The 26,385-nt window shown below is 57.2% G+C and carries 23 protein-coding genes and 1 pseudogene; 9 read left to right on the top strand and 15 right to left on the bottom strand.

Annotated features, from left to right (window positions below; translation table 11 throughout):
- Positions 1–157: 157 nt before the first annotated feature.
- The 6 genes from V5F23_RS16955 to choW all read right to left on the bottom strand — a co-directional run bounded on the left by V5F23_RS16955 (position 158) and on the right by choW (position 6,728).
- Positions 158–1,072, bottom strand: coding sequence for a LysR substrate-binding domain-containing protein (locus tag V5F23_RS16955; RefSeq protein WP_338495732.1), 915 nt, complete (start codon positions 1,070–1,072; stop codon positions 158–160).
- Positions 1,073–1,160: 88 nt separating this feature from the next.
- Entirely contained in the window at positions 1,161–2,297 is a 1,137-nt protein-coding gene (locus tag V5F23_RS16950; RefSeq protein ID WP_338495731.1) for a hybrid-cluster NAD(P)-dependent oxidoreductase, read from the bottom strand.
- 9 nt (positions 2,298–2,306) lie between these two features.
- Positions 2,307–3,563, bottom strand: coding sequence for an aromatic ring-hydroxylating dioxygenase subunit alpha (locus V5F23_RS16945; RefSeq protein WP_338495730.1), 1,257 nt, complete (start codon positions 3,561–3,563; stop codon positions 2,307–2,309).
- Positions 3,564–3,691: 128 nt separating this feature from the next.
- Entirely contained in the window at positions 3,692–4,630 is a 939-nt protein-coding gene (locus V5F23_RS16940) for a LysR substrate-binding domain-containing protein (protein WP_338495729.1), read from the bottom strand.
- A 29-nt stretch (positions 4,631–4,659) separates the two neighbouring features.
- The gene (gene choV / locus V5F23_RS16935; RefSeq protein ID WP_338495728.1) at positions 4,660–5,883 is read right to left on the bottom strand and encodes a choline ABC transporter ATP-binding protein; all 1,224 of its coding nucleotides are present in this window, start codon (positions 5,881–5,883) and stop codon (positions 4,660–4,662) included.
- Positions 5,880–6,728 (bottom strand): choline ABC transporter permease subunit, encoded by an 849-nt coding sequence (gene choW / locus V5F23_RS16930; RefSeq protein WP_338498949.1) that lies wholly within the window; start codon positions 6,726–6,728, stop codon positions 5,880–5,882. Before choW ends, choV begins: the two co-directional genes overlap by 4 nt.
- Before the next feature lie 454 nt (positions 6,729–7,182).
- Here choW and V5F23_RS16925 point away from each other — a divergent pair, with 454 nt between their 5' ends.
- Both V5F23_RS16925 and V5F23_RS16920 read left to right on the top strand, forming a co-directional pair.
- Complete coding sequence (locus V5F23_RS16925) at positions 7,183–7,884, top strand: TetR/AcrR family transcriptional regulator (RefSeq protein ID WP_338495727.1); 702 nt, start codon at positions 7,183–7,185, stop codon at positions 7,882–7,884.
- Positions 7,881–8,666: a pyrroline-5-carboxylate reductase dimerization domain-containing protein gene (locus V5F23_RS16920; protein ID WP_338495725.1), complete on the top strand. Its 786-nt coding sequence runs from the start codon at positions 7,881–7,883 to the stop codon at positions 8,664–8,666. The genes V5F23_RS16925 and V5F23_RS16920 overlap by 4 nt, the downstream gene beginning before the upstream one ends.
- A 44-nt stretch (positions 8,667–8,710) precedes the next feature.
- Here V5F23_RS16920 and V5F23_RS16915 read toward each other — a convergent pair whose 3' ends face one another.
- The 3 genes from V5F23_RS16915 to V5F23_RS16905 are packed head-to-tail and all read right to left on the bottom strand — an operon-like array spanning position 8,711 to position 12,354.
- Complete coding sequence (locus V5F23_RS16915; RefSeq protein ID WP_338495723.1) at positions 8,711–9,094, bottom strand: VOC family protein; 384 nt, start codon at positions 9,092–9,094, stop codon at positions 8,711–8,713.
- Between the two features lie 41 nt (positions 9,095–9,135).
- A complete protein-coding gene (locus tag V5F23_RS16910; protein WP_338495722.1) occupies positions 9,136–10,260 on the bottom strand; it encodes an S-(hydroxymethyl)glutathione dehydrogenase/class III alcohol dehydrogenase in 1,125 nt (374 codons plus the stop codon).
- Between the two features lie 57 nt (positions 10,261–10,317).
- Positions 10,318–12,354, bottom strand: a complete 2,037-nt coding sequence (locus V5F23_RS16905) for an NADH:flavin oxidoreductase (protein ID WP_338495721.1) — start codon at positions 12,352–12,354, stop codon at positions 10,318–10,320.
- A 212-nt stretch (positions 12,355–12,566) separates the two neighbouring features.
- On the opposite strand from V5F23_RS16905, the gene V5F23_RS16900 reads away from it, so the two are divergent.
- From V5F23_RS16900 to V5F23_RS16870, 7 genes are all read left to right on the top strand, one after another.
- Positions 12,567–13,316 carry an electron transfer flavoprotein subunit beta/FixA family protein gene (locus V5F23_RS16900; RefSeq protein WP_338495719.1) on the top strand — a complete coding sequence of 250 codons (750 nt, stop codon included), beginning with the start codon at positions 12,567–12,569 and terminating at the stop codon, positions 13,314–13,316.
- Positions 13,316–14,251, top strand: coding sequence for an FAD-binding protein (locus V5F23_RS16895; RefSeq protein ID WP_338495717.1), 936 nt, complete (start codon positions 13,316–13,318; stop codon positions 14,249–14,251). Before V5F23_RS16900 ends, V5F23_RS16895 begins: the two co-directional genes overlap by 1 nt.
- A gap of 202 nt (positions 14,252–14,453) precedes the next feature.
- The gene (locus tag V5F23_RS16890) at positions 14,454–15,353 is read left to right on the top strand and encodes a glycine betaine ABC transporter substrate-binding protein (protein WP_338495716.1); all 900 of its coding nucleotides are present in this window, start codon (positions 14,454–14,456) and stop codon (positions 15,351–15,353) included.
- Positions 15,354–15,441: 88 nt separating this feature from the next.
- Positions 15,442–16,440, top strand: a complete 999-nt coding sequence (locus V5F23_RS16885) for an Ldh family oxidoreductase (RefSeq protein ID WP_338495714.1) — start codon at positions 15,442–15,444, stop codon at positions 16,438–16,440.
- 43 nt (positions 16,441–16,483) lie between these two features.
- Positions 16,484–17,101: a dimethylsulfonioproprionate lyase family protein gene (locus tag V5F23_RS16880; protein ID WP_338495712.1), complete on the top strand. Its 618-nt coding sequence runs from the start codon at positions 16,484–16,486 to the stop codon at positions 17,099–17,101.
- A gap of 50 nt (positions 17,102–17,151) precedes the next feature.
- Positions 17,152–17,400 carry a ribbon-helix-helix protein, CopG family gene (locus V5F23_RS16875; RefSeq protein ID WP_338495710.1) on the top strand — a complete coding sequence of 83 codons (249 nt, stop codon included), beginning with the start codon at positions 17,152–17,154 and terminating at the stop codon, positions 17,398–17,400.
- Between the two features lie 278 nt (positions 17,401–17,678).
- Positions 17,679–18,674 (top strand): 2-oxoglutarate and iron-dependent oxygenase domain-containing protein, encoded by a 996-nt coding sequence (locus V5F23_RS16870; RefSeq protein ID WP_338495709.1) that lies wholly within the window; start codon positions 17,679–17,681, stop codon positions 18,672–18,674.
- 80 nt (positions 18,675–18,754) lie between these two features.
- Here the strand turns inward: V5F23_RS16870 and V5F23_RS16865 are convergent.
- From V5F23_RS16865 to V5F23_RS16840, 6 genes and pseudogenes are all read right to left on the bottom strand, one after another.
- Positions 18,755–19,819: pseudogene (locus tag V5F23_RS16865) on the bottom strand (GlxA family transcriptional regulator); the annotation flags it as partial.
- A complete protein-coding gene (locus V5F23_RS16860; RefSeq protein ID WP_338495706.1) occupies positions 19,762–20,718 on the bottom strand; it encodes a GlxA family transcriptional regulator in 957 nt (318 codons plus the stop codon). The pseudogene V5F23_RS16865 and the gene V5F23_RS16860, both read right to left, overlap by 58 nt.
- A 10-nt stretch (positions 20,719–20,728) precedes the next feature.
- Positions 20,729–22,066 (bottom strand): dimethylsulfonioproprionate lyase DddP, encoded by a 1,338-nt coding sequence (gene dddP / locus V5F23_RS16855; protein WP_338495704.1) that lies wholly within the window; start codon positions 22,064–22,066, stop codon positions 20,729–20,731.
- Between the two features lie 142 nt (positions 22,067–22,208).
- Positions 22,209–23,699, bottom strand: coding sequence for an aldehyde dehydrogenase (locus V5F23_RS16850; RefSeq protein WP_338495703.1), 1,491 nt, complete (start codon positions 23,697–23,699; stop codon positions 22,209–22,211).
- Between the two features lies 1 nt (position 23,700).
- Positions 23,701–24,603: a dihydrodipicolinate synthase family protein gene (locus V5F23_RS16845; protein WP_338495702.1), complete on the bottom strand. Its 903-nt coding sequence runs from the start codon at positions 24,601–24,603 to the stop codon at positions 23,701–23,703.
- A gap of 140 nt (positions 24,604–24,743) precedes the next feature.
- Positions 24,744–26,063: an FAD-binding oxidoreductase gene (locus V5F23_RS16840; RefSeq protein WP_338498946.1), complete on the bottom strand. Its 1,320-nt coding sequence runs from the start codon at positions 26,061–26,063 to the stop codon at positions 24,744–24,746.
- Positions 26,064–26,385 lie beyond the last annotated feature (322 nt).

Here is a 26,385-nt window from a genome sequence, read left to right as displayed (position 1 = left end):
TCTATCCGAGCAACAGACATCTCAGCGCAAAGACTTGGCTGTTCGTCGAATGGGTGGTGCATGTGTTTGCTCCGTTCGACGACCGATAAAAGTTGCCCGGACGTAGCCGTGGTCTGGTTCGCCCGCCAGCGCGTCAACGTTCACCCGAGACTGTCTCTCAGGTATCAACTGTTTTGGCAAGATGTGCCATCAGCCACTGGCGGAAGCGGTTGACACTTTGTCTATTCTGGGCCCGGCCTTGGGGTTCCAGCAGGCAGAACTGCGCATCGGTGCGCAATATTGCTTTCGTCGGCCGCACCAGATTGCCGGTCTGCAAGTGGTTGCTCAGCAGGCCTGACCAAGCCAGGGCGATCCCCTGGCCTGCCAGCGCTGACTGGATCAGCATGGCGTAGCTGTTGATATTGATGCGACGCCTGGGTTCTGGCGCCGGGTAGCCGAGGCGTTGGAACCATTCTTTCCAACCTATCCAGTCCCGGTGCTGATCTTCCAGCCACAACCAGGTGCATCCCCCCAACTGTTCCAACGTCTCGATCCCTGGGTGTTGCGCCAGATAGGTGGGGCTGCATACCGGGAAAATCTCTTCGTTGAACAGCGGTGTAACTTTCATGTTTTTTGGCGGCGTGCTGCAGTAATAAAGCGCCAGGTCACAGTCCAGCCGGGAAAAATCACTGACTTGATCCGTCGCGATGATGCGCAGGTCAATCTCCTCATTCTGGCGCTGGAACTCCGTTACAAGCGGCAGCAGCCACAACGACGCCATTGCCGTGCTGGTGACGACAGTAACTTGCTGCGCACCTTGCCAGTGACGTATACCCGCCGTGGCCTGAGCGATTTGCTGCAATGTGTCGTGCACACTTTCGTAATACTGGCTGCCGGTGGCGGTGAGGTTGATTTCCCGAGTTGTACGGGTGAACAGCGCCGTGCCCAGGTAATCTTCGAGTAATCGTACCTGGCGGCTTATGGCGCCTTGGGTGACGTTCAGTTCGCGGGCCGCCACGGTGAAACTCAAGTGGCGGGCTGCGGACTCGAACGCCACCAGGCTGTTGAGCGGCGGCAAAGGTTGCAGTTTCATCAGGCTGGGTCACTGTTCTATAGGTGTTGGGCGCGCAGATATTGTGCAGAAGCCCTTGTGCAGTGACTATCAAATTAGTGCGGCACGTCTAGAGATCGAGGACCAGGTCAGAAGTGGGCTTGCTGCAGCACAACAAACGCATGCCTTTGTCGATTTCCCGCTGCCTGATGCCGCCGTTGTGATTCATCTCGACCGTGCCCTGCATCAAGGCGGTCTTGCAGGTACCGCAGACGCCCTGGCTGCAGGAGGAGGGCACAATGGCACCGGCTTTCTTTGCGGCAGACAGCACCGTCTGATTACCCGACATGCTGAAGGTCTTGCCTGAACGCGCCAGCGTCACCGTGAACACGGCTTGCTGGTCGAGCGAAGCGGCCTGCTCGATCAACGGCTCTTCATTCAGGGCGGTGATATCGAAGCTTTCCTGATGGTAGTGGGCGAAGTCGAATGCCGCTTCCCTGAGCAGCGATTTGACCGCTTCCATATAGCCCAGGGGGCCGCAAGTGAAGATCTCTCGTTCCTTGTAGTCTGGTACCAGCTGGCTTAACGAAGGCAAATCGAGTCGGCCTATGGGTTGCTGCCATTGCGCTGTTTCGCCAAGTCCCTCGCAAATGCTGATCACCCGAAGTCCCGGCATGGCGGCCTGCATGCGCGTCAGCTCCGCGTGGAAGATGATGTCGACCGGCGTACGGGCGCTATGCACAAAAACAATGTCGAGGTTGGCGGCCATGTCATAGGCTGCCCGAGTCATCGACATCAAGGGGGTCACACCAGAGCCGGCCGACAGATACAACAGTTTACCTGCCGGATGGCCGATCGGCGTAAAGCTGCCGGCGGGGCCGGACGCTTTCAGGCTATCGCCTGGCTTGAGGTTGTCATGTAGCCAGTTCGACACCACGCCCCCCGGCACGCGCTTGACGGTAATGGAAAACGCAAAGGGCCGGGTCGGAGAGGACGACAGAGTGTAGCAGCGAGCGATGGTCTGCCCACCAATGACCGGCGAGATCGTGATGAATTGACCAGGCTCGAAGCTCAGGGCGCTGAAGTCCGCACAACGAAAAATGAAAGTCTTGACGTCATGGGTTTCCTGGCGCACAGCGCAGCACTGCAGGGTTTTCTGTTCCCCGCTGTGCCACTGCGCGCCAAACGTGCCCCAGGTGGTCGGGTCGGTAAAGTTCTGGGCCGCGCGGGCGTTTTCAGGGCGCGTCAAGTTCTCATAAGTCGTCATGTTCATTCCTCACACGCCATGGGCGGCCAGACGCGCCGCGTACCAGCGAGAGAACTGGTCGACATAGGTTTCGGTAAAGGCCGAGAACGGTCCAGGCGTGTAGGAAGGGTCCTGGGTGCCGCTGTGGGTAATACCAACGAGATTGGCGTCTTGCAGGTTGGTTGCGACCCAGACCTCAGTCACCTTATCCACTTGATAATCGACGCCTTCGACGGCATCGGCATGGACCAGCCATTTGGTCCGGACCAGGGTTTTATCGGGTGCCAGTGGGATGATGTAGGAGACAACGGCGTGGTCGCTCATGACATGGGTCCACGAGTTGTGTGTCCAAAGATGCATGTCGCCCAAGTCGCGACGGGTGAGGTCACCGAAGAGGCGGGTGCATGCCACGCGGGTGTCCAGGGTTTGCGATTCACCGTTGCCGGCAATGGCCAGTCGCTGCGAGCGAAATTGGGTCACGGCGTCTTCGCCCAGGTGTTCGACGGCATCGCAGATATAGCCTTCGCTCTCCCAGTTGGCCTTGGTGTCGGCATTGCGTTGGTGATACTCCGCCAACGCCTGAAGAGAATCCTCCCCCAGGCCGTCGGTGCAAAATCCAAAATCTTCGGGCAGGAAAGACGCGGTCAATTCCGGGTGAGTGGCAGCGCAGTGATAACACTCGCGGTTATTCTCGATGACCAGTTTCCAATTGCCGTTCTCGATGATTTCCGATTCGTAGGCGATCTTGGAATGGGAAATGTCGTATTGGGCGAAACGCGGCGTCATGACCTGTTCAAGGTACGTGATGTCTTCCGGTGGTTCGTCGCCCAGGCAGACGAAGATATGAGTGCCGATGACCCGGGTGTGCACAGGGATCAGGCTTTTGCATTTAGGGTCGAAGTCCTTGCCCATGTGTGCCGCATGTTTCAGGCTGCCATCCAGGTCGTAGCTCCACTGGTGATAGGGGCAGACCAGCATGCCCACGGTCGACTTGCCGGCCTGTTTCAAGCGAGCCCCGCGGTGACGGCAGACATTGCGGAATGCCTGCACATGCTCGTCATCGTCGCGCACCAGAAGGATGGAAGATTTGCCGATGTCGAGGGTGGAGACATCACCGGGTTCGGGAATGTCGCTGGTGACTCCCACCAGAATCCAATGTTTGGTAAAAAAGATGTCGACGTCGGTTTCAAAAATATCCTGGCGACCAAACAAGCTACCCGGCATGCCATGGCCGGGAGTGCGGTCGGTCAGAAGTTCACGATGGGTTTTCACGGCATTAATAGTCATTATGGGTCTCGCTCAAACTCAAAGTTGATCAGGCGGCAAGTACAGTTTGGAAAAGTGGAATAAGACCGTCAACGCGCTTTATTTTCACGCTCGCATAACTTCTCGTTATGCGTAAAATTTCTTTCTAATCAGTTAGTTAAATAACTATCGTCGCGCAGCCAATCGACCAGTGCCTGGGTAATAGGCTCAACTTTCCGGCCGCTCGGAATAACCAGGTAATAGGCGTCCTTGGGCTTGACCCTATAGGGCGTAATTCTGATCAGCTCACCGCTATTGAGTCGGTGTGCGATCAGCCGACTCCATCCCAATGCAATTCCATGGCCTTGAATGGCGGCCTGGACCGCATCGTTATAGGAACTGCAGCGAAATGAATAATTGAGCTTGGGGCGCAGATCGCCGAGTTCCCGGCACCAACGGTTCCAGGTCATCCAGCCTTCCAGGGTGGAATCGGAGTCAATCAGCGCCGTGTCCAGAAAATCGGTAATGGATGAAGGGGGCGGGTTGGCGGCGAGCCAGGCCGGCGAACAAACGGGAAACACTTCTTCGTCGAACAGGAAAACCGAACTCCCACCCTCCCATTTTCCATCACCAAAACGGATGGCCAGGTCAACGTCATCCCGGTATGTACTGGGCGAGACCTGGTGTGTCATCAAGCGCAACTTCAACTTCGGTTGCAGGGTGCGCAGCGCGGTCAATCTAGGGAGTATTCTCAAGTGAGAAAACGCCTCGGTGCAGGCGATGGTGATTTCCTGTTCACCAATGCCCTCGGCAATTTTGTCGAAGACGCTGGCCATGCGATGAATGGACTCCGCGACGACCAGATGCAGGGCATAGCCTTCGTGAGTCAGCTTGATCGACCGATGAAGGCGATGAAACAGCTTGGTCTCCAGGGTATCTTCCAACAAGCGGATCTGTTTGCTGACGGCTGCCTGGGTCACGCCCAGTTCTTGGGCGGCCAGGGTGAAGCTGGTCAACCGCGCCACGGCTTCGAACTCCAGCAACGCCGTCATCGACGGTATCAACCGTCGGTAGCCCTTGACCTTTTTATCGATATCGCTGGGTTGCATAGGTGTGTTCCAACGTCTTGCCTGGTGACTCAAGCCACCGAAGACTCTCGTGCGGGTTCAGTAGGAACAGGTTGGGACATGTTGTGCCCCAGCAGTGCCCGATACAGCTCACCGTCACCCAATATGCCCAATACGGTGCCAGCTTGGTCCTGCACAATCAGGGGATGGCCGGTTTCATAGCGAATCTGCAGTGCGTCGCGCATGGTGGTAGTGCAGGGGACGCACGTCGGTTGTCGAGCCAAGGTCTCGATTGCCTTGGACAGATTCCAGGGTTGGACGTGCGCGGTAGTGGCGCCTTTTCGAAGGCTGGTCAAATGACGCTGCGCGCTCAGCAGCATCCACATGTTCTGAGCTGTATCCAGGCAGTATTCGTCGCGGGCGAAAACGCATTGGTCCAGCGGTGTCATCAAGCTTTTCGCGCACAGCACGTTCAACGGGTTGGTGTGGGCGACGAAGTTGCGCACATAGTCGTCGGCCGGATTCAGGACGATTTCTTCGGGCTTGCTGTACTGGATGATCTTGCCGTCTTTCATGATGGCGATGCGTGTGCCCAGCTTCAGGGCTTCGTCCAGGTCATGGCTGACGAACACGATGGTCTTGTGCAGCTTGCGTTGCAGATCGAGCAGTTCGTCCTGCAAGCCTTGGCGGATCAGCGGGTCGAGAGCCGAGAATGGTTCGTCCATCAACAGGATGTCGGCGTCCATTGCCAGGGCACGGGCCAGGCCGACCCGCTGCTGCATGCCGCCGGACAGTTCGTTGGGCTTCTTGTTGCGCCACTGGGTCAGGCCCACCAGCTCAAGCTTCTCATCCACCAGCTTGCGCCGTTCCTTTTCCGGCCGGCCCTGCATTTCCAGGCCGAAGCTGATGTTCTCGCGCACCGTCAGCCAAGGCATCAGGGCGAATTTCTGGAAGACCATAGCGATGCGCTGGGTGCGCATCATCTTCAGCTCGGCGGGGGAGCAGGAGGCGATGTCGATCTGGCGGCCTTCGTGTTCGACGAACAACTTGCCGCGACTGACGGTGTTCAAGCCGTTGATGCAGCGCAGCAGGCTGGATTTGCCCGAACCGGACAGGCCCATCAGTACACAGATCTCGCCTTTGTTGATTTCCAGGTTAGCCTTTTCCACGCCGACGATCAGACCGGTCTTCTGAAGAATCTCCGGACGTGAAAAGCCTTGGTCAAGCAATTCCAGGGCAGGCTTCGGACGAGCGCAAAAGATCACGTCGACGTCTTCAAAACGGATGATGCTCATACCTCACCTCTTTTCAGGGGCTCACGTTGCTTGCAGATGCGGTCGAGCGTGATCGCCAGCAGCACGATCGCCAGGCCCGCTTCGAAACCCATCGAGATATCGGCGGTGTTCAACGCATTGACCACGGGTTTGCCCAGCCCGTCGGCCCCCACGAGGGCGGCGATCACGACCATGGAAAGTGACAGCATGATGCATTGGGTGATGCCGGCGGCGATGCTGGGCATGGCGTGGGGCAGCTCGATGCGAGCCAACAATTGGCGGCGCGAACAGCCAAAGGCCTTGCCAGCATCCATCAGTTCTTCGGGAACATCACTGATGCCCAGGTAGGTCAGGCGAATAGGTGCGGCGATTGCAAATACCACCGTGGAGATCAGACCCGGGACCACACCCAGGCCGAAGAGGGTCAGGGTAGGAATGAGGTAGACGAAGGTCGGTACGGTCTGCATCAGGTCGAGGACCGGCCGCAAGGCCGCATAGAACCAGGGCCGATGTGCCGCGACGATGCCCAGTGGTACACCGATGACCACGCAGACGAGTGTGGCGAAGGTTACTTGAGCAAGGGTCTCCAGGGTCTCTTGCCAGTAACCGAGGTTGAATATCAGTAGGAAGGCGAGGGTGACGAAGAGGGTGAGGCTCACCTTGCGCTGGATGTAGTGGGCCAACAGGGCAAATACAGCGATCAACGCCAAGGGGTTAAACCAAAGGAGCACGCTGCTAAACGCCGTAATGACACCCGAAAGCGAGAGTGAGATGGCGTCGAAAATACCTGCGCCATGCTGAGTCAACCATTCGACATACCGAGCGATGTGTTCGCCCAAGGGAAGCTTTTCTTGTGTCATCCACATATCACTGATCCGACTGATAGAAAGAAATCCCACGCCAGCAACCGTCCGGGCACAGCTTCGCGCGCCGGGTTAGCAGGCAATACAAAGCGACTGCAGGAGGCGTCGCTTCAGCAGTTATCGAAGTTTGGGCAGGGGATAAGTAACAGAAGTAGCGTGTGGCAATGCCAGTCGCCCCGGCATTCTTAGACCGGAGGTCGAGAGGCTTTCAGAGGTATGCACTGCAAGATTCATGATGGCGGCTCATTGTTGTTTTGGTTTGGAGTCCATTGCCTGTGGGGTATGGTCAGCCAGGGGGCTTTTGCCGACAAACCATTTTATGTCCGCGTCTCATGAGTTTTTATCATTAATGATCTCGCTTACTCTGAGTCGTAAAAGTCAACTAAATGTACTTTGGTGTACATTAAGCTGTCATCCGAGTACATTCGCATTACGCATTATCAAGAAGGTGAGCAGAATGCCCCAGGTAGGAAAGGCACGTGGCAAGGCCCAGGACGCAGGCTGGCGGGGCTCGCCGGAGGGCTGGCTGGAAGCGGCCTACGAGGCCCTGAAGGAATCGGGCATCGATGCTGTTCGAGTCATGCCGCTGGCCAAGCGCCTGGGCTTGTCACGCACCAGTTTCTATTGGTTTTTCGAGGATCGCGAACAGTTGTTGGCCGCCTTGCTTTCCCGTTGGCGGGAGACCAACACGGGGGGCTTGATCCGGCAAAGTGAAAGCTATGCCGAAAGCATTTCCGAGGCGATCCTGAATGTGTTCGAGTGCTGGCTCAACCCGCAATTGTTCGACTCCCAATTCGAATTTGCCGTGCGCAGTTGGGCGCTGCAGTCGGCTGAGGTGGCTCAGGAGGTCGCTACCGTGGACGAACAGCGGATGAGCGCTTTGGCAAACATGTTCAAGCGTTTTGGCTATGACAGTCAGGGTGCCGATACCCGGGCCCGCACGATTTACCTGACCCAGATCGGCTATATCAGCATGAACACCAGTGAGCTGATCACCACGCGTTTCCAGCGTATTCCTCATTACGTCAGCATCTTCACCGGCAAGGTTCCCAAGCAGCGCGAGCTGGATCGCTTCTATGGGAAGTTCGGCTACGCCGAGAAAGAGCCAGGGGTTTTCGTTCCCTTGACGGAGACTTTCGAGGAGGTCTCTGCAAAATGATCAGCGAATCGCTCGGTATCATCGGCGGAACGGGCTGGTTGGGCGCAGCGATTGCGAAAGCGCTTATGGCGAAGTCGCTGCTGCCGCCTGGCAATCTGATCATCTCCAATCGCTCCGGCAGCCATCCGCTGGCACAACAAGGCGTTTGCCTGGTCACGGACAATCAGGCGCTGGTGACACGTAGCGACATGGTGATCATCGCGGTGCGCCCCGAGCAATTCGCCAGTCTGGACATCGACGCAACGGGCAAGACCATCGTGTCCTTGATGGCCGGGATTCCGGCGCAGGCGATTGCTGCACAAACCTCAGCTTCGGCAGTCGTGCGGGCGATGCCCAACGCGGCGGTGGAAATCCGGCAATCCTTTACGCCGTGGTTTTGCTGGGGGGAGGTGGACGCGGAGACGAGGGAATGGGTGCAGCGGCTGTTCGAATCGGTAGGTACTGCGGCTGAGGTTCAGGAAGAAGGCTTCATCGACTACCTCTCGGCGCTCTCGGGTACCGGTCCGGCTTTTCCTGCGTTGCTGATGACCGCGCTGGCGAATCAGGCGAGGGCTGCGGGCATTCCTTCCGATATTGCGCAATTGGCTGCGAAGAACGTCGTGGTCAATAGCAGCCAGCTTCTGGAAAACCACGATGCGCTGGAGATGATCGAGGCCTTGGTCGCCTATCGAGGCGTCACGGCCGCGGCTTTGCAATCAATGATCGATAGTCGCTTCGAAGAACACGTCGGTCGGGCACTGGAGGCCGGTGCTGCGGTTGCCCGCAAAGGGCTTCATGCCTGATAAGCCGAAGCCCCCGGTCAAGGGGGCTTCGGTAAGCGTCTTGTTTACTCTGCCTTGAAGCAGTAGACCGCCAGCTTGTTCCCATCCAGATCCCGAGCGTAAGCGGCATAGGCATTTTCAGCCCAGCCACGCGTGCCAGGCAGACCTTCGCAGACGCCGCCGTTTGCCAGCGCCGCGGCGTGGAAGGCGTGGACCGCAGCACGGTTCGGCGCCTCGAAGCTGACGGTGCCGCCATTAGCGACAGTCGCCGGATTGCCGTTGGCCGGCTTGAGTACGAAAAACGAAGGCTTGTCGACGCCCCAGATGGAGCCATTCTCGCTGAGGTCGGCGACGCGTTTGAGGCCGATCTCTTTCAGTGCTGCGTCATAGAACGCACGGGCTTTTGCCAGGTCATTGGTGCCGACGGTTACATGGGTAAAAACGGACATCATTGCTTCCTTTTTGTGGGGGGAAATGAGGATCGGCCGAATCAATAATGAATGACGGTACGAATGCTTTTCCCGTCATGCATCAACTCGAATGCTTTGTTGATTTCTTCCAGTGGCATGGTGTGGGTGATAAAGGTGTCCAGTGGGATCTCTCCTCGGCTGGCCTTTTCCACATAGCTGGGCAACTCGGTGCGGCCCTTCACGCCACCAAACGCGCTGCCACGCCACACACGACCGGTGACGAGCTGGAAGGGGCGGGTGCTGATTTCCTGGCCTGCGCCGGCGACGCCGATGATAATCGACTCGCCCCAGCCCTTATGGCAGCACTCCAGTGCGGCACGCATCAGTTGCACGTTGCCAACGCATTCGAACGAGTAGTCCACGCCGCCATCGGTAAGCTCGACAATGACGTCCTGGATCGGCTTGTCGTATTCCTTGGGATTGATAAAGTCCGTCGCGCCCAACGACAGTGCGACGTCTCGCTTGGCAGGGTTTATGTCGATAGCCAGGATACGCCCGGCGTTGGCCATTTTTGCGCCGATGATGGCTGCCAGGCCGATACCGCCCAGCCCAAACACCGCTACGCTGGCGCCCGCTTCGACCTTGGCAGTGTTGAGGACGGCGCCGATTCCGGTGGTCACCCCGCAACCGAGCAGGCAGACCTGCTCCAACGGCGCCTCCTTGGGAATCTTCGCCAGGGAAATTTCCGGCAACACAGTGTATTCGGAGAACGTCGAGCACCCCATGTAGTGGAACAGGGGGTTGCCTTCATAGGAAAAGCGCGAAGTACCGTCGGGCATCAAGCCTTTTCCCTGGGTCGCCCTGACGGCCTGGCAGAGGTTGGTCTTGCCGGAAAGGCAGAACTTGCACTGGCCGCATTCGGCGGTATAGAGCGGAATCACATGGTCGCCAACCTGCAGCGAAGTGACGCCTTCGCCGACGGCTTCGACGATACCGCCACCTTCATGGCCCAGGACGCTAGGGAAGATACCTTCCGGATCGCTTCCTGAAAGGGTAAACGCATCGGTGTGGCAGACGCCGGTGGCAACGATACGTACCCGGACCTCACCAGCCTTGGGCGGTGCGACATCGATGGTGATCAACTGCAACGGTTCATTGGGCGCGAATGCGACCGCAGCCCTTGATTTCAAGGTCTGTGCTGACATGGTAGAGCCTCGTTTCGAATAGGGGGTTGCCCCTGATCCAGGATCAGGGGCATGACTTCAGATGTCCTTGACCAGTCGCAACGCATCGTAGATGGCCGCGTGGGTATTGCGCGCCGACACCGCGTCGCCGATCCGGAACAACTGGAAGCGGCCCTCGGGGTTGGTCACGATGTTCTGGGTTTTCCCGGCGATCAGATCATGCTGTTCAACCGCGCCGTTGTTGCGCGAATGGGGACGCAGCTCAAAGTACAGATCGTCGAGAGGCAGGGTACCGTGGTTGATGACCACTTGATCGACCACTCGCTGTTTATGCACCTGGCCATAATCGCTGCCGAAGTTCGCCACCAATTGCCCGTCGCGTTTCTCCACCGAGTCGACCCGATAGGTGACGGTAAAGGTGACGTTCAGGTCTTGCAGGCTGCGCATGTAGGGCACCAGGTTCATCGCCATCACTTCGGGCGCGAACGAGCGGTCCGGTGTGACGATTTCCAGTTTCGCGCCGCTGTTGGCGATGACTTCGGCCGCTTGTAGCGCTGCATGGTCGCCCGCATCGTCAAAGATCAGCACGTTCTGGCCGGGCTTGACGTCGCCGGAGATGATGTCCCAGGTCGACACCACCAGTTCATTGCCCTGCTTGAGCACTTCGGTATGCGGCAAGCCGCCGGTGGCGACGATCACCACGTCCGGGTTTTCCGCCAGTACCGTCTCGGCCTCGGCCCAGGTGTTGAAGTGGAATTTCACGCCCAGGCGTTCGCATTGCGCCATGCGCCAGTCGATGATGCTGATCATCTCGCGGCGGCGCTCGCTCTGCGCCGTCAGGCGAATCTGACCGCCGGGTTGATCGGCGACTTCAAACACGGTGACGTCGTGGCCCCGTTCGCCGGCCACTCGTGCCGCTTCCAGGCCCGCCGGGCCGGTGCCGATCACCACCACTTTGCGCTTGACCGACGCCTTGGGGATTTCGTGGGGCATGGTGGTTTCGCGCCCGGTGGCGGCGTTGTGGATGCAGTACGCCGCGCCACCCTGGTAGATACGGTCCAGACAGTAGTTCGCGCCTACACAAGGGCGGATTTCTTCTTCGCGCTTTTCAATGATTTTACGCACGATGTGCGGGTCGGTCATGTGCGCCCGGGTCATGCCGATCATGTCCACCTTGCCCGACGCGATGGCGTGGCGGGCCGTGGCTACGTCGGGAATCTTCGCAGCATGGAAGGTGGGGAAGCCGGTGGCCGAGCGGATCTCGCCGGCAAAATCCAGGTGCGGGGAGTTGCGCATGCCCTGGATCGGAATCACGTCGGTGAGGCCGGCATCGGTGTCGATGTGGCCGCGAACGACGTTGAGGAAGTCGACCAGGCCGCTGTCCTTGAGCATGTGCGAGATCTGGATGCCGTCCTTGGCACCGAAACCGCCGGGCAGGTCTTCATCGCCGGTGTAGCGAACCCCCAGCAGGAAATCTTCGCCGCAGCGCTGGCGGATGCCGCGCAGGACGTCGAAGGTAAAGCGCAACCGGTTCTCCAACGAACCGCCGTAAGGGCCGTCAAGGTCGTTGGTCAGTGGCGACCAGAACTGATCCATGAGGTGTCCGTAGGCCTGCAGTTCCAAACCATCCAGCCCGGCGGCCTTCATGCGTTCGGCGGCGTCCACGTAATCCTTGATGATGCGGTCGATGTCCCAGTCTTCCATCTTTTTCGGGAAGGCCCGGTGGGACGCTTCGCGGCGATGGGACGGTGAGACGACCGGTAGCCAGTCGGCCTTGTCCCAGCGCGTGCGCCGCCCCAGGTGAGTCAACTGAATCATCACTGCGGTGCCGTATTCGTGGCATTCGTCGGTCAGGTCCTTCATCCATTTGACCACTTCATCCTTGTACGCCAGCACGTTGTTGAATACCGGCGGGCTGTCACGAGAGACGGCGGCGGAGCCCGCCGTCATGGTCAGTGCCACGCCAGCCTTGGCGCGTTCGACATGATAGGCGCGGTACAGATCCTTCGGCATGCCGTCGACAGGATAAGCCGGCTCATGAGAGGTGGTCATGATCCGGTTCTTGAGGGTTAGGTGTTTGATCTTGTAGGGCTGCAGCAGAGGATCGCTGGACATGGTGTTGCGCTCCGGGAACAGAACATCAGGCTTGGTTTTGACATAACGGTATGTCGAATGTTCATCTGTGTCAATGATTGAGACATAGGTGTACATTTTTCTTGCGTGACGGAAAAACCAGGATTACCATCCAGTCGAAACAGGGGGGGGGCGGCACTTGCGCCCGACCCTCCCGCATCGATCCAAAGTGCAAGGGGGCAGTGCGAAGAACTATGAAAGTGCTCGTTGCGGTAAAGCGCGCCATCGACCCGAATGTGAAAGTCCGGGTGAAAGCCGACGGTTCAGACGTCGAGCTCGGTGGCGTGAAGATGGCCTTGAATCCGTTCTGCGAGATCGCGGTGGAGGAGGCGATTCGCCTCAAGGAGAAGGGGTTGGCATCCGAAGTGGTGGTCGTCTCCGTGGGCACGTCGGCCGCCCAGGAACAACTGCGCACGGCATTGGCACTCGGGGCGGACCGGGCGCTGCTGGTGGAGACGAATGCAAGGCTTGAACCGCTCAACGTCGCCAAGTACCTGAGCAAAGTGGCCGATCAGGAGAAGCCCCAATTGATCCTGTTCGGCAAACAGGCGATCGACCAGGAAAACAACCAGGTTGGGCAAATGGTCGCGCAGCTGATTGGCAGCGGTCAGGCCACCTACGCCTCAGCAGTCAATCACGTCGACGGGCAATGGGTTATCGAGCGAGAGGTCGACGGCGGCAGCCAGGTGCTCGCCCTCGCCATGCCAGCCGTGGTGACCTGCGATTTGCGGCTGAACCAACCGCGCTACGCCTCGTTGCCCAACATCATGAAAGCCAAGAAAAAACCGCTTGAGATCATTGCCGCTGACACCTTGGGCGCGAGCGTGAAGGAACACGCTCGATTATTAGGGGTTGTCCCGCCCGCGGTGCGCAAAGCGGGGATAACCGTTGGTTCGGTGGCCGAGCTGGTGGATAAATTGAAGAACGTTGCGGGGGTGATTTGATGCGTACATTGGTGATCGCCGAACACAGCGCCGGTCAACTGACGGCAGGTACGTGGAGTGCCGTGACGGCCGCCATGGCCCTGGGTGCCAAGATGGATCTACTGGTGATGGGTGGGACGGACGCCTCGGCAGTTGCGCAACAGGCGGCGCTGACCCAGGGTCTGGATCGGGTGCTCCTGGCGCAAGGGATAATGTTCGAAAATGCCTTGGCTGAGAATATCCAGCCGCTGGTCACTTCACTGGTGGCTGAGGGGTATACGCATGTCGTCGCCGACGCCAGCAGTATGGGCCGCAACGTGCTGCCACGGGTCGCGGCGAGCCTGGATGTCGGCATGCTGTCCGACGTCACCCAAATCGTTTCGGCGGACACTTTCCAGCGGCCCATTTACGCCGGCAATGCCATCGCTACCGTGCAGTCCCTTGATCCGATCAAGTTGCTCACGGTCCGCGCCTCGGCGTTCGCCCAAGCCTTGTCCCAGGAGCATCGCTGCGAAGTGGTGGCGGTGGAGGGCGGGCAAAGCGCGAGCAACGTGCGCTTCGTGAGCGAGCAACTGACGGCCAGCGAAAGGCCTGATCTGTCGAGCGCCCGTGTCGTCGTGTCCGGCGGTCGCGGGATGCAGAGCAAAGAAAATTTCGCCTTGATCGAGCGAGTGGCAGACAAGCTTGGCGGTGCCGTAGGTGCATCGCGTGCCGCAGTGGATTCGGGTTTTGCCCCCAACGATTTGCAGGTCGGGCAGACAGGCAAGATCGTCGCGCCGGAGCTTTACATCGCGGCGGGTATTAGTGGCGCCATTCAGCATCTGGCAGGCATGAGTGGTTCAAAGGTCATCGTCGCGATCAACCAGGACGCTGAAGCGCCGATTGCCCAAGTGGCGGACTACATGTTGGTGGCGGATGTGTTCGAGGCTTTACCGGCACTCGAAAAAGCACTGTGAATGCTTACATTGGCAAGTTCCGCCAAAGGGTGGAGGAGGGCAAAACGACCGCGAAACATGAAGGCTTTTCGCATAACTAAAACTTATTCGAGCATAACTTTAAATCCCTTGAGGAGCATAATGGCACTCTGCTCTTATGGGGGCGCGTTAATTCTTCTTCTGTCCTGCCAATAACTATTAATACAGCACGCGGAGATGCACCATGATGACGTTATCCAGTAAAACTTGTATCGGCTGGTTTGCAGGCCTGGCGTTGATTGCCGGCAGCCTGATGGCCCACGCTGAGGAGCCCGCGCCCATCCGCATCGGATGGGTGAATTGGTCGGATACGGAAATCGCTGTAAAGTTGGCAGACACCGCATTGCGCGACCACTTGAAACAACCGGTCAAGTTAGTGCTCGCCGATATTGGCATTCAGTTCCAGGCCCTGGCTAACGGCAATATCGACCTGATCCCGATGGTTTGGCTGCCAAGCACCCACAAGGCGTTCTACGACAAGTACCAGGACAAGCTCGAAGACCTTGGCGTGCTGTATGAAGGTCGGATCGGTATGGCCGTGCCGACGTCCATTCCCACCAGCGAGATTGCCAGTGTCGAGGATCTCAACAAGCCTGAAGTGCGGGAAAAACTCGGCGGCAAGATCCTGACGTCGGAAGTGGGCAATGGTCAGTACAAACTGACGGAAAAGGCCATCAAGGAATACAAACTCGATGGTTACAAGATGGTCGCTTCTTCGGAGTCTGGCATGTTGAGCGAACTGGATCGCAACCTCAAGCGTGACAAATGGGCATTGATCAACGCCTGGAGTCCACACTGGATGTTCGCCAAGTGGCCGCTGCGCTACCTGGACGATCCGAAGCAGATTTTCGGTGGCGCCGAGCAAATTCACGCGGTTGCACGCAAAGGCTTCAGCGCCGAACATCCCGATGTCGCGCGCTTCTTCGCCAACTTCAAGATTCCCAAGGCCGACCTCGAGAAACTGATGGCGACCGCCCGCGACAGCTCGGCAGACAAGGTCGTTGCAGAATACTACGCCGCCAACAAGCCCCGCTTCGAGGCGATGTTCGGCAGCCAGACCGCCTCCGCAACACCGTCCCAGTAAGGGCTGTTGCTATCCAATAGTTGTGTTGCAATCCGGTGCCTTTCGCGAAGGGCACCGGATTCGTCGAACGGACTTTCAGGCGATACCCTTGAAAACCACAGTCTATCGTCGCTTTACCCTTGATGAAGCGATTGGCTGGGTGAAGCATCTCTGCGAATCGAAGGGCTGCTCTCCAGCGGTTGCCAACTCATTGGCCCACGCCACCGTTGCGGCGCAAGCGCGTGGTAACCAGGCCGTGGGGTTTCGGCATCTCGCCGATTATTTGCCGGGCTTTTCCTCCGGGCGTATTAATCCACTTGTCGAGCCACGCATCTCCCGCGTCGGCGCGATGATCTTCAAATCTGATGCCCAAGGCGGCATTGCCCAGCTTGGCGTCGATCGATGTTTCGATTCGCTGTGTCATGCCGCGTGTGCCAATGGCATGGCCACGTTGAGTCAGTGCAATAGTTTCACCAGCGGTGAACTGGGTGACTACACGCTGCGCTTTGCCCAGGCCGGGCTGATCGCCTTGGCGGTCGCGAACGGGCCGGCCCTGGTTGCCGTTCCTGGCGCCAAGGGCAAGACCTACTCGACCAATCCAATCTCATTTGCCGCACCCTCGGCCGACGGCATCCCGCTGTTGTTCGACCAGGCGTGCAGTACCGCGGCATTCGTGAATATCGCCCATGCCGCCGCGACAGGCAGCGGTATTCCCGAGGGGTGGGCGGTGGACCAGTATGGCAACGGAACACGTGATGCTCTGGCGGCGCTGAGTGGTGCGCTACTGCCTTTTGGTGGTCATCGCGGGGCCAACCTGATGCTCATGGTCGAAGTACTGGCAGCGGGGCTCACGGGCGCCAACTGGTCGCTGGATGCGCCGGCGTTCAACCAGGGGGCCCAGTCGCCGGGTTGTGGCCTGTTGATACTGCTTCTGGCGCCGACGTTTTTTTCAGAGGGATTCGAGCAGCGGCTTGCCAGTCAAATGACTCGTTTGACGCAAATGGGCGTTCACAGGCCGGGATGGGACCGGCAACACTCAATGGTCAACGCACAGAATGATGGGATTCATGTTCCCGTTGATCTGCTGGAACAGTTGAGCCGTTTGTAAGCCCGTTCGATATATCGCTTGAGAAATGAGGTCGAACACGATGATGAGCAGCACTGAAGAGGTGGCGTGGGATCAGGACATTGCCCGCAGCGGCGACGTGCTGAAGCGTTCGCTTCAAAACGTCCTGTCGTGCAGCGTTCGTGATGAGGCGCAAGTGCATGTCGCGTCTCTGAATGCGGCTAAATGGACGATCAGCAAATCTGCGAAAACTTCAAATGCGCTGCCAGATTTTCTGGCACTTCACTTATCCGAGGCACTTCGGGCGATGCCCAGGACCGATGATGACCTGATATCGATACGGGACGCGTTAGGCACGCTCTTGCCCCATGTCACTTGGATAAACCGCCAGGCCCAGGCCGACCAGGATAGCGCTTTCGTGGAGCGACATCGTCACGGGATAATCGCAGGCCCGGGAGGATTATTGGAATGTTCCACCTTGACCTTGGGGTTGGCAGTCATGATGCCGCAGACCTGTTATCCCTATCATCAGCACCCGCCTGCTGAGTTCTATCTCGTTCTGTCGCCGGGCGACTGGTATCGGGAGGATGTGGGGTGGTGGACTCCCGGGGTGGGGGGCGTCGTGTTCAACTTTCCTTCCTGTATCCATGCCATGAAATCGACGAATGTTCCGCTTCTGGCCCTGTGGGGCTTGATGCATTAATGCCTCGTTATGAGCGTGAACAAACTCGGTAATGATTGAGGGAAGAAAATATGGCAGTGACCACGCAGGGCATCAAGTTGGACGAAGAAACGCGGGCCAGGCTGAAGTCCGCATCGGCTAAGCTGGATCGCACCTCCCATTGGTTCATGAGAAAGGCGATTCTGAGTTTTATTGAACAAGTTGAAGCTGGAGCGGGGATTGAGGCGTTCATAGCGGTCGAATTTTTGGAAAAAGATACGAGGCGCCACAGCATTGCACGACGGCTTCGCAAAGATAGCAGTACTGATGAGTTAACCTGATAGTGTGTCCTGAACCTGCCAAGTCTAAGAATCATTGACGAAACCTGGCTTAAACAAATCGTGAAGTGACGTGCATATAACATCATAAGTTATAGGCTTGTTTCAGTTTTCATGATTGATTTTTTCTCATGAGTATTGAATGAAAAATGGTTTGTTGGTGTCCGTTCGGTCCTGAACAATATCTGCAGCATAAGGGATCAAGATGAGTGGCGTTGATTCCATGCCCTAGAACTTTCTTCAGAATAACTAAAACGCGGCGCTTTTGTTGAGGATTACCGATGATGCAGCTGATCGATGCCCGGCTTGCAAGCAAACAGACTACATTCGAAGAAATCCCTTTTATTGATATCGCGCCGTTGCTGGATGGTAGCGATCCACAAAAAGTCTCGCGCCAGATCGGGGAGACTTGTGAGAAAGTCGGTTTTTTCTATATCAAGAATCATGGCGTTTCTCGCACCTTGATAGACGCGATGTACGCTCAGACAAAAAAATTCTTTGCCATGCCTTTTGATAAGAAGAATGAGCTAAACGTGGTTCACTCAGGTCCCACACTTCGCGGCTACATTCCTATGTACGCGGAGAACGTCGATCCGGAAAACACCCGCGATTTCAAGGAATGCTTCGACTACGGCGCCCACGATGATCAGGTGTCCCCGTTCTTCGGGGCGAACCTGATGCCATCTGAGCCTGCGCAATTTTCCGATGTCTGTGAGGCCTACCATCGCGCAATGCTTGACCTGGCGCGTAAGCTCATCAGCGCCATTGCCCTGAGCCTGGATCTGCCCGCGGACTACTTTGAAAAACTGCAACGCAAACCGATCACCATTCAGCGGTTGTTGCACTACCCCTCGCAGAGTGGCGAGATTTCACAAAAGGAAATCGGGATCGGAGCGCACACGGACTATGGTTTTCTGACGATTCTTTTCCAGGACAAGGTCGGCGGCTTGCAAGTACGCAATCGTGCTGGGGAATGGGTAAGCGCTCCGCCGGTGGAGGATACGTTCATTGTCAACATCGGTGATCTGGTTCAAACCCTGACGAATGATCGCTACACGTCGACCATGCACCGCGTCATCAATACCAGCGGTGTCGAACGGTATTCCATTCCATTTTTCATTGACTTGGACTTCGACGCGCCGGTCGAAACCGTCGCCACGTGCATCAGCGCCGATAACCCGGCCAAATACGCGCCTTACACCTGCGGTCAACACAAATACAATCGCTTTGTCGCCAGCTACGCCCATCTGCAGCCCATCGAAGGCGCCAACCGCTAGGTGTTGTTGAGCCCATCAAACCCGGCCACCGTCTACGTAGAGGCGGTGGCTGCCTGTGAGCGCGTTGAGGTTGTCCCATGGGTATTCGACGAAGTGCGTTCATCACGTGGGGTTACGCCGAAATACCCACGATAGCTTCTTGTGAAATGGGCTGCTGAACCAAAGCCGCACAGCTCCCCTATTTTCAGGACGGGCGATGAGGACTGTTTCAACAACTGTTGTGCCCGGACTAAACGCAGCTTGAGGTAATAGCGCGAGGGAGAAGTGTCCAGGTACCTATGAAACAATCGCTCCAGCTGGCGCCGTGAAATCCCGACCTTGAACGCCAGCACCTTGAGATCGAGTGGCGCGTCCAGATTCTCCTCCATCAACAGGATGGCCGCTTGCAGTTTGGGCTGATTGGCGCCCAGTGTATGCCTGAGCGGTATGCGCTGCTCATCCTGATCATCCCGCATTCGTTCATACATGAACATGTCGGAAATAGCCGCCGCCAATTCACGGCCGTGTTCGCTTCTGATGATGTGCAACATCATGTCCATCGGTGCCGTGCCACCCGAAGAGGTCAAGTGGTTTCTATCGATGGAGAATAGGTGTGGCGTTATATCTGCCACTGGAAACGCTTCGCGCATCAGCTCCAGGCAGTGCCAATGAACGCTACATCGGTGTCCTTCCAACAGCCCGGCTTTGCCCAGCGCCCAGGTCCCTGTGCAGACGGCCCCCAACTTGCGACCCTGGCGGGCTTGGCTCTGCAGCCAAAGTACATGCTCATGGCTGACGCTGTCCTGGATATCCATTCCGCCGCACACGATCACGGTAGATAACGCAGGGGTTTCTTGCATGCTGGTGTCGGGTGTTATTTGCAAGCCGGCACTGGCACACACAGGTTTTGCTTCCTTGCCCAGGGTGCACCATCGGTACAACTCTTTACCTGAGAGCTGGTTGGCCATGCGCAAGGGTTCTATCGCTGATGCGAGGGAAATGAATGTGAAGCCATCCAACAGCAGGAATCCGACGTAATGTGGGGCAGGGGGGGGCGAAGTGAACACTGTGTGACGCTCCTTTTGGATGTTACGTACCCGTGCAGCTCTCATAGTTCGTGGCGACTTTCCCTCGACGGTGGATAACCAAAAAAAGAGCTGTAGCATTTACTGAAATGGGGGGTTGAGGCAAAGCCGCAGGCGATTGAAACATCGATGATCGTTAGGCTTGAGTTCCGTATCAGGCGCTGGGCGCCTTTAAGGCGTAATGCCAAGTAGTAACGTTGTGGAGCAACTCCCAATTGTTCCTGGAAGAGACGTTGCACTTGACGTCTTGATAGCTGAACACACTCGGCGAGTTGATCCTGGCTTAACGGCTCCTCCAAGTTACATTCCATCAATGTGATTATTTCTCGTAGCGCGGCGCTGACCTTGCCATCTTGAACCGGCACTGATGTACGAAACCTGGATTGGTCATGATCCAGCAGCTCGAAAACTGCGTTCACGACATCCTGATTAAGTGTTGTATAAAGCCACTTCATCATCATTTGAAATGCGCCTGCGGGGCCAGCCGCCGTGAGTCGGTCTCGATCAAATGTCATGGCGTCCTGAGTTACAGTTGTGTTGGGCGAACATTCGGATAAGGCGATCCGTTGTTCTGCGTGAATGGCACAGCGGTAGCCATCCAATAACCCGGCTTTACCCAGATACCAGGCGCCATTCCACAACCCACCGAGTGCGATGGGCATGTTGGCGAGTTTGTTCAAGAGTTTCACCAGCCCGCCAGGCACGGCTCTTGGCGTTCGCAACCCACCGCAGACAATCATCAGATCCAGGGAAGCGATTCTAAGATCGGTGAGAGGGGTATCCGGCCTGATTGGGATGGCCAGGTCGCTCGTGACTTCGGAGTCGTTGCAACTGAATGTATGGAATTTTACCGAGCCTGGCCGAATTAGGTTGGCCGTCACCAGCACGTCCAGACATTGCGTAAAACATGTCAGCGAGAAGTTCTCAAGCAAGAGAAAGCCGATGCTTGATGGTTGATGACACTCGGTTAACTGATTCATCGATCAAGTTTCATGCTTGCAGAAAACTGTCGTCGAATGGGTAGTGCGTCAGCAATTCATAGCCGGTTTCGGTGACCAACAGCTGGTTCTCCAACTTGATGCCATCGCGGCCACCCACTTCACCCACGTACGCTTCGACGCAGAGGGCCATGCCTGGCTGCAGCTCGCCCTCGTATCCGTAAGATTCCAGGTCTTCCGGATAGCGGATACTGGGGTACTCGTCGCACAGGCCGACACCATGGAACAGCACGCCGTACCGCTGGGCGCGGCAGGGTTCGGGCAGCCGATGCGACTTGATGGTCAGTTCCGTGAAGCGCACGCCTGGCTTGACCAGCTCGATATTGTGGGTGATATGGTCGTGGGCAATTCGATACAGGCGTTTCTGTTCGGCCGTAGGCTCCAGCCCTCCGCAAATCCAGCTGCGGGACATGTCCACACACATGCCGTAGGTGCCGATCAGATCCGTGTCGAACGACAACAAGTCGCCGTCGTTCAACACCCGTGGCCCGGACTCCTGGAACCAGGGGTTGGTGCGAGGGCCGGAACTGAGGATTCGAGTCTCGATCCACTCGCCACCGCGGCGGATATTGCCGGCATGCAGGGCTGCCCAGACATCATTTTCAGTCACGCCGGCACGCATGGCCTGGTGCATTTCGGCCACTGAGGCTTCGCACGCGGCCACCGCACAGCGCATCGCCTTGATTTCATCAGGGCCCTTGATCATGCGGGAAAATTCGGTCACTTCCTGGCCGCTGCAAATGTCGATCGCCAATGCATCTAAGGCGCGCAAGCCGGCGACTTCGATTCGATCCACCGCAAGCCGACGGTTGACGCCGGCGTGTTGGCGCAGCAACTCGTCGATTTGCGCGGCGAAATGTCTGGCGTGTCGATCGGTGTGCTCACCGGTCTCGAAAAAGAAAAAAGACGCGCCGCTGCGCAATTCCGTTACCAGCGGCAAGTGGGCGGACAGATGATCGCAGCCATGGAAATCCCACAGGACAACATGCCCACTGGCGGCGATGAAGCATGCCCGTGCGGGGTTATGGGTCGTCCATAACTGCATATTGGTGGTATCAGTTGCGTAGCGGATATTCAGTGGATCGAATAACAGAATACCGCCCAGGTCACGGGCTACCAACTGATCCACCAATCGTTGCAATCGGTATGTGCGAAGGGTGGGCAAATGGGGCGGCTCTAGGCCCAAACGTTCCCATTCCGTAAAAGCCAGCGGCGTGGGGCCTATTTCGACACGGTCGTTGTCATCGGCGGAGCCATCTTTTTTTGCACGTTGTCTGGCTGGGTCGATGCGCCGAGCGTTGGCTGGAATCGAAACAAGTGAATGAGTCATGATGGCGTCCAGAGTGCAATCTGTGAAAAGTTCTGTCTGGCCAGGCGACCAACAAGCCGAGGGGAATCCATAGCCCGGTCACCGCTTGCCTGAAGCGGTGACCGGCGTGCTGAGCGTTCAATACAGCACGCGCTCGATCAAGTTACGAAGCGTCAATCCAGATGGTTTTCAGCTCGGTGTATTGGTCATGCGCCCAGACGGATTTGTCGCGACCACCAAAGCCGGATTCCTTGTAGCCACCGAACGGCGTGGAGGCGTCGCCTTCACCGAAACAGTTGACTGTGACCACGCCCGCACGAATCTCCCGCGACAGGCGCAAGGCATTACGCAGGCTGCCGGTATAGGCGGATGCCGCCAGGCCGTAGACGGTGTCGTTGGCAAGTTCTATGGCTTCGTCGAGAGTACTGAAGCTGGTGACACTCAGTACCGGCCCGAAGATCTCTTCGATAAACAGGCGACTTTCACGTTCGACACCGTCGATGATCGTGGGCTGCACGAAGACGCCGGACTCAGTCCCGCCCCCTTGCGTCACATTGAGTTGCTGCTCGGCGGCCAACTCCAGATACGAGCGCACTTTATCGAAATGCGTTTTGCTGATCATGGCGCCGAGGCGATTTTCAGGATCCAGGGGGTCGCCCATCTTCCAATCGCGCAAATGCTTGCCGATCAGTTTCAGCAGTTCATCCTTGACGTCCTCATGGACAATCAGCCGTGAGGAGGCCGAGCAGTTTTCGCCCATGTTCCAGAAAGCGCCGGCGGTCACATACTGGGCAACCTGATCGAGGTCTTCGCAATCATTCATCACTACGGCGGGGTTCTTACCCCCCAGTTCCAGCACCACGCGCTTGAGGTTCGACTCGGACGCGTACTTGAGAAATAACCGGCCTGTGTCGGTAGAACCGGTGAAGCTGACCATCGCCACATCCATGTGCCGACCGATTGCTTCGCCAGCCTCCCGGCCGCCGCCAGGGGTAATATTGAATACGCCTGCCGGAATACCGGCCTGATGCGCCAACTCGGCAACACGCAATGCGGTCAGGGTGGTTTCCTTGGCCGGTTTGACCACGATGGAACAGCCAGCGGCCAAGGAGGGGCCAATCTTCCAGGCCAGCATCAGCAACGGGAAGTTCCAAGGCAGGACCAGGCCGACGACACCGATCGCTTCGCGCACCACCAGGGTCACCGCACCGTGGCCGGTCGGCGCGGTACTGTCGTACACCTTGTCGATCAACTCCGCATGCCAGCGTAGGGTATGGATGGTATCGGGCACGTCGACATTCTGGCACTCGCTGACTGGCTTGCCGCTGTCCAGGCTTTCCAGCACGGCGAGCTCATGTGCGTTGTCTTCCAGCAATTGGGCGAAGCGCAGCAGCACTTGCTTGCGTGCGCCAGGTGACAGCTTATGCCAGCGTCCATCCTCGAACGCCTGCTTGGCGGCAGCCACGGCAACGTCGACGTCACGGGTATCGCATGCCGCTACCTCTGCAAGCTTTTCACCCGTGGCAGGGTTCGTCGTGATGAACGTTTTTCCAGAGAGTGCATCCCGGAACTCGCCGTTGATGAATGCCTGGGTAGGAAATTCCAATTTGGCGGCGATGGCCGCGTACTGTTCCTTGGTCAGTAGATCGGCCATTTCAGGCACCTCCAGTGATCTGCGCGATGTTGCGCTTGAGCTCGGTGACGACGCCTTGCAGCGTCTGCTTTTCATCAACATCTAGGCCTTGCAGAGGGGCGCGCAGGCCACCGGTGCTCAAGCCGTTCAGTTCACACCCGTACTTGATGGACTGGACAAACTTTCCGCCTTCCAGAGCGTCCATCAGCGGCATCATCGCCGCCATGATGCGACGGCCTTTGTCGAAGTTTTTCTCGACAACGCAGGCCTCGTAAAGGGCGATGTGCTCGCGAGGGATGAAGTTGGAACCGGCGCACACCCAGCTGCGGGCGCCCCATGCGAAAAACTCCAGGGCTTGATCGTCCCATCCGCAGGACAGGGCGATGCGCGGGTATTTACAGGCCAAACGGTGCAACTGGGCCATGTCACCGGAGCTTTCCTTGATGGCGACGATGTTTGTCACATCGCTGACCTCATCAAAGAATTCCTCGCCCATGCTTACGCTCATGCGGCCTGGATAGTTGTAAAGCATGATGGGCAGCGAGGCCGCGCGGTCTACCGCCTTGACATGCAACGCGATTTCTTTTTGCGTTGGCAGCGCGTAGGGTGGCGAGCCAACCAACAGTGCATCTGCCTTGATGGCCTTCGCCGCTTCGGCGTAGGCGACCGAGTCCTCAGTGCGAATGGCGCCGGTACCCACGATCAGCGGTAGACGGCCGCGCAGCACGTCCTTGGCCTGGGCTGCCAGGTCGAAACGCTCTTGAGCGGTGTGTGCATAGTATTCGCCGGTTGAGCCGCCGATAATGATGCCGTGCACCTTGGAGTCGACCAGGTACTCCAGGACTTCGGCGAAGGCTGTCTTGTCGATACTGCCGTCAGAGGAAAGGGGCGTAACTGCCGGTGTGTAAATGCCTTCAAATTTCATTAATCTCGCTCCAGTTAGTGTCACTGCCTATCAAGCGGCGCTAGCTCGATAGAGTCAGCGCAGCAATTTTTTTAACCAAGGGAGGCCGCTTGCTGAGGAACAAGCAAGTGGACTTCAACTTCCTCGTTTCTCGGGGCGGGTCAACTTTCTTTACCCGCACGGTACTGCCCCCATCGCAAACTTATATTGACGCCTGCTGAAACCAGTGGGGCGGGTGGGTTAGGGCATGGGCCCGGTGATTTCAAGACGAAGTCAATGAGTTCAGAGTGTTCCCCTGCCAGCCAATCCGCCAAGAGTTTGCCAGTCGCCGTCCCGCGGGTAACACCTAGTCCATTGCAGCACAGTGCCCCATAGACATGAGGTGAAAGTTCGCCGAAATAACCCATATGGTTACGTGAAAGAGCCAGTGCGCCTCCCCAGGTATATTCAAACTTCATCTCAGGCAACATGGGAAAGCGTTGGTCGAAAGATGCCTGATGCCTGGCGACAAAGCGTTTCAAATATTTTGAATCGCTGCGGCCGTCCGGGTTAAAGCTGAAACTGTTACGGATCAAAAGACGGTTGTCCGGTGTGCGACGTACCGTGGTACCGAATGGATCTGCAGGAATGACACCCCAATAAGGCCGGCCGCCGAGGCGAGCTTGCTCTTGCTCGGTCATGGGACGGGTCAGGCTGGCATAGGTGAACACCGGTAGCATTCGGCCCTTCAGGAAGCCGAAACTCATGCCAAAGGCATTATTGGTCAGGATCAGTTTGTCTGCGGTGATTGAGCCCGCGGCGTGCGTGAGCACTGTCTTCGTGCCGTACTCCACATGAGTGATCGCAGTGTTTTCATACAGCGTCACGTTACTGGGGAGGCTGTCGGCCAAGCCTTTGACAAGCGCTGAAGGTTGAAGCAAAGAAGTCCCTGGGGTAAATAACGCTTTGCGGTAGAAGTGCGTACCGATATGTTCGGGCAGTTCGCTGGCCTCGATCATCTGGTAAGGCTGATCCAGTTTGTCGAGTCCGCGGCGGTAGGCCTCCAGGACAGCAATACCTCTTGGTTCAACAGCTGCCTGATATTTGCCGCAATGCTTCAGTTGGCAATCGATACTGTGGCGTTCAACCAACTCTTTTAAATAGCCCAGGCCACTCAGATTCAACTTCAGCGTCGTTTTGGCCGTGGCGATATCGCCTATGTAATCCTCAGCGGCGATGTCATGCGGCAGGTCGATTGCAAATCCGGCATTGCGACCGGAAGTGCCAAAGCCCACTTCCTGAGCGTCAATCAACACAATCTGATCGTCGGGGAAATGAGTCGCGAGCTGACGGGCGGCGGCAAGCCCTGTGAAGCCGGCACCGACAATGACCCAACGGGCGCTGCTATGGCCTTGATGGGCGGGCCTGATTTGGCGCCCCTTGCTCAAGTGATACCACCCGCAAGATTGATCATCGGCAGGTAACGAAGAGACTTTCAACATTTCAAGATCCTGTTCATTCAACCGATCCGACGCCAGTCATGCAAAAAAGGGTGCTCGATAATTCACGTGAGCTAAATATCCAACGGACGAAAGTGTTAAGCCTTTGCAGTTTCAATTAACTTTGGGGTCAGGCGGTATCGAAGTACGTTTGAATTGCTTGGGGTATTGAATTCATACCGGCTTACAGTGGGGCAAGCCAGGGCTCAAATCTATTCGGGTTATTGCTTGGTATCCAACAACATTTAAGAGAGAAAAGAGATAACCTCCCGTTATAACTGCCAATCCGAAAAGGTATCCGGTTAATTCCAGCGGATGAAGTGCT

The organism is Pseudomonas sp. WP18 (assembly GCF_036689585.1).
Classification (GTDB): Bacteria; Pseudomonadota; Gammaproteobacteria; order Pseudomonadales; family Pseudomonadaceae; genus Aquipseudomonas; species Aquipseudomonas chlororaphis_E.
This window is presented reverse-complemented; position numbering and strand designations above follow the sequence as displayed.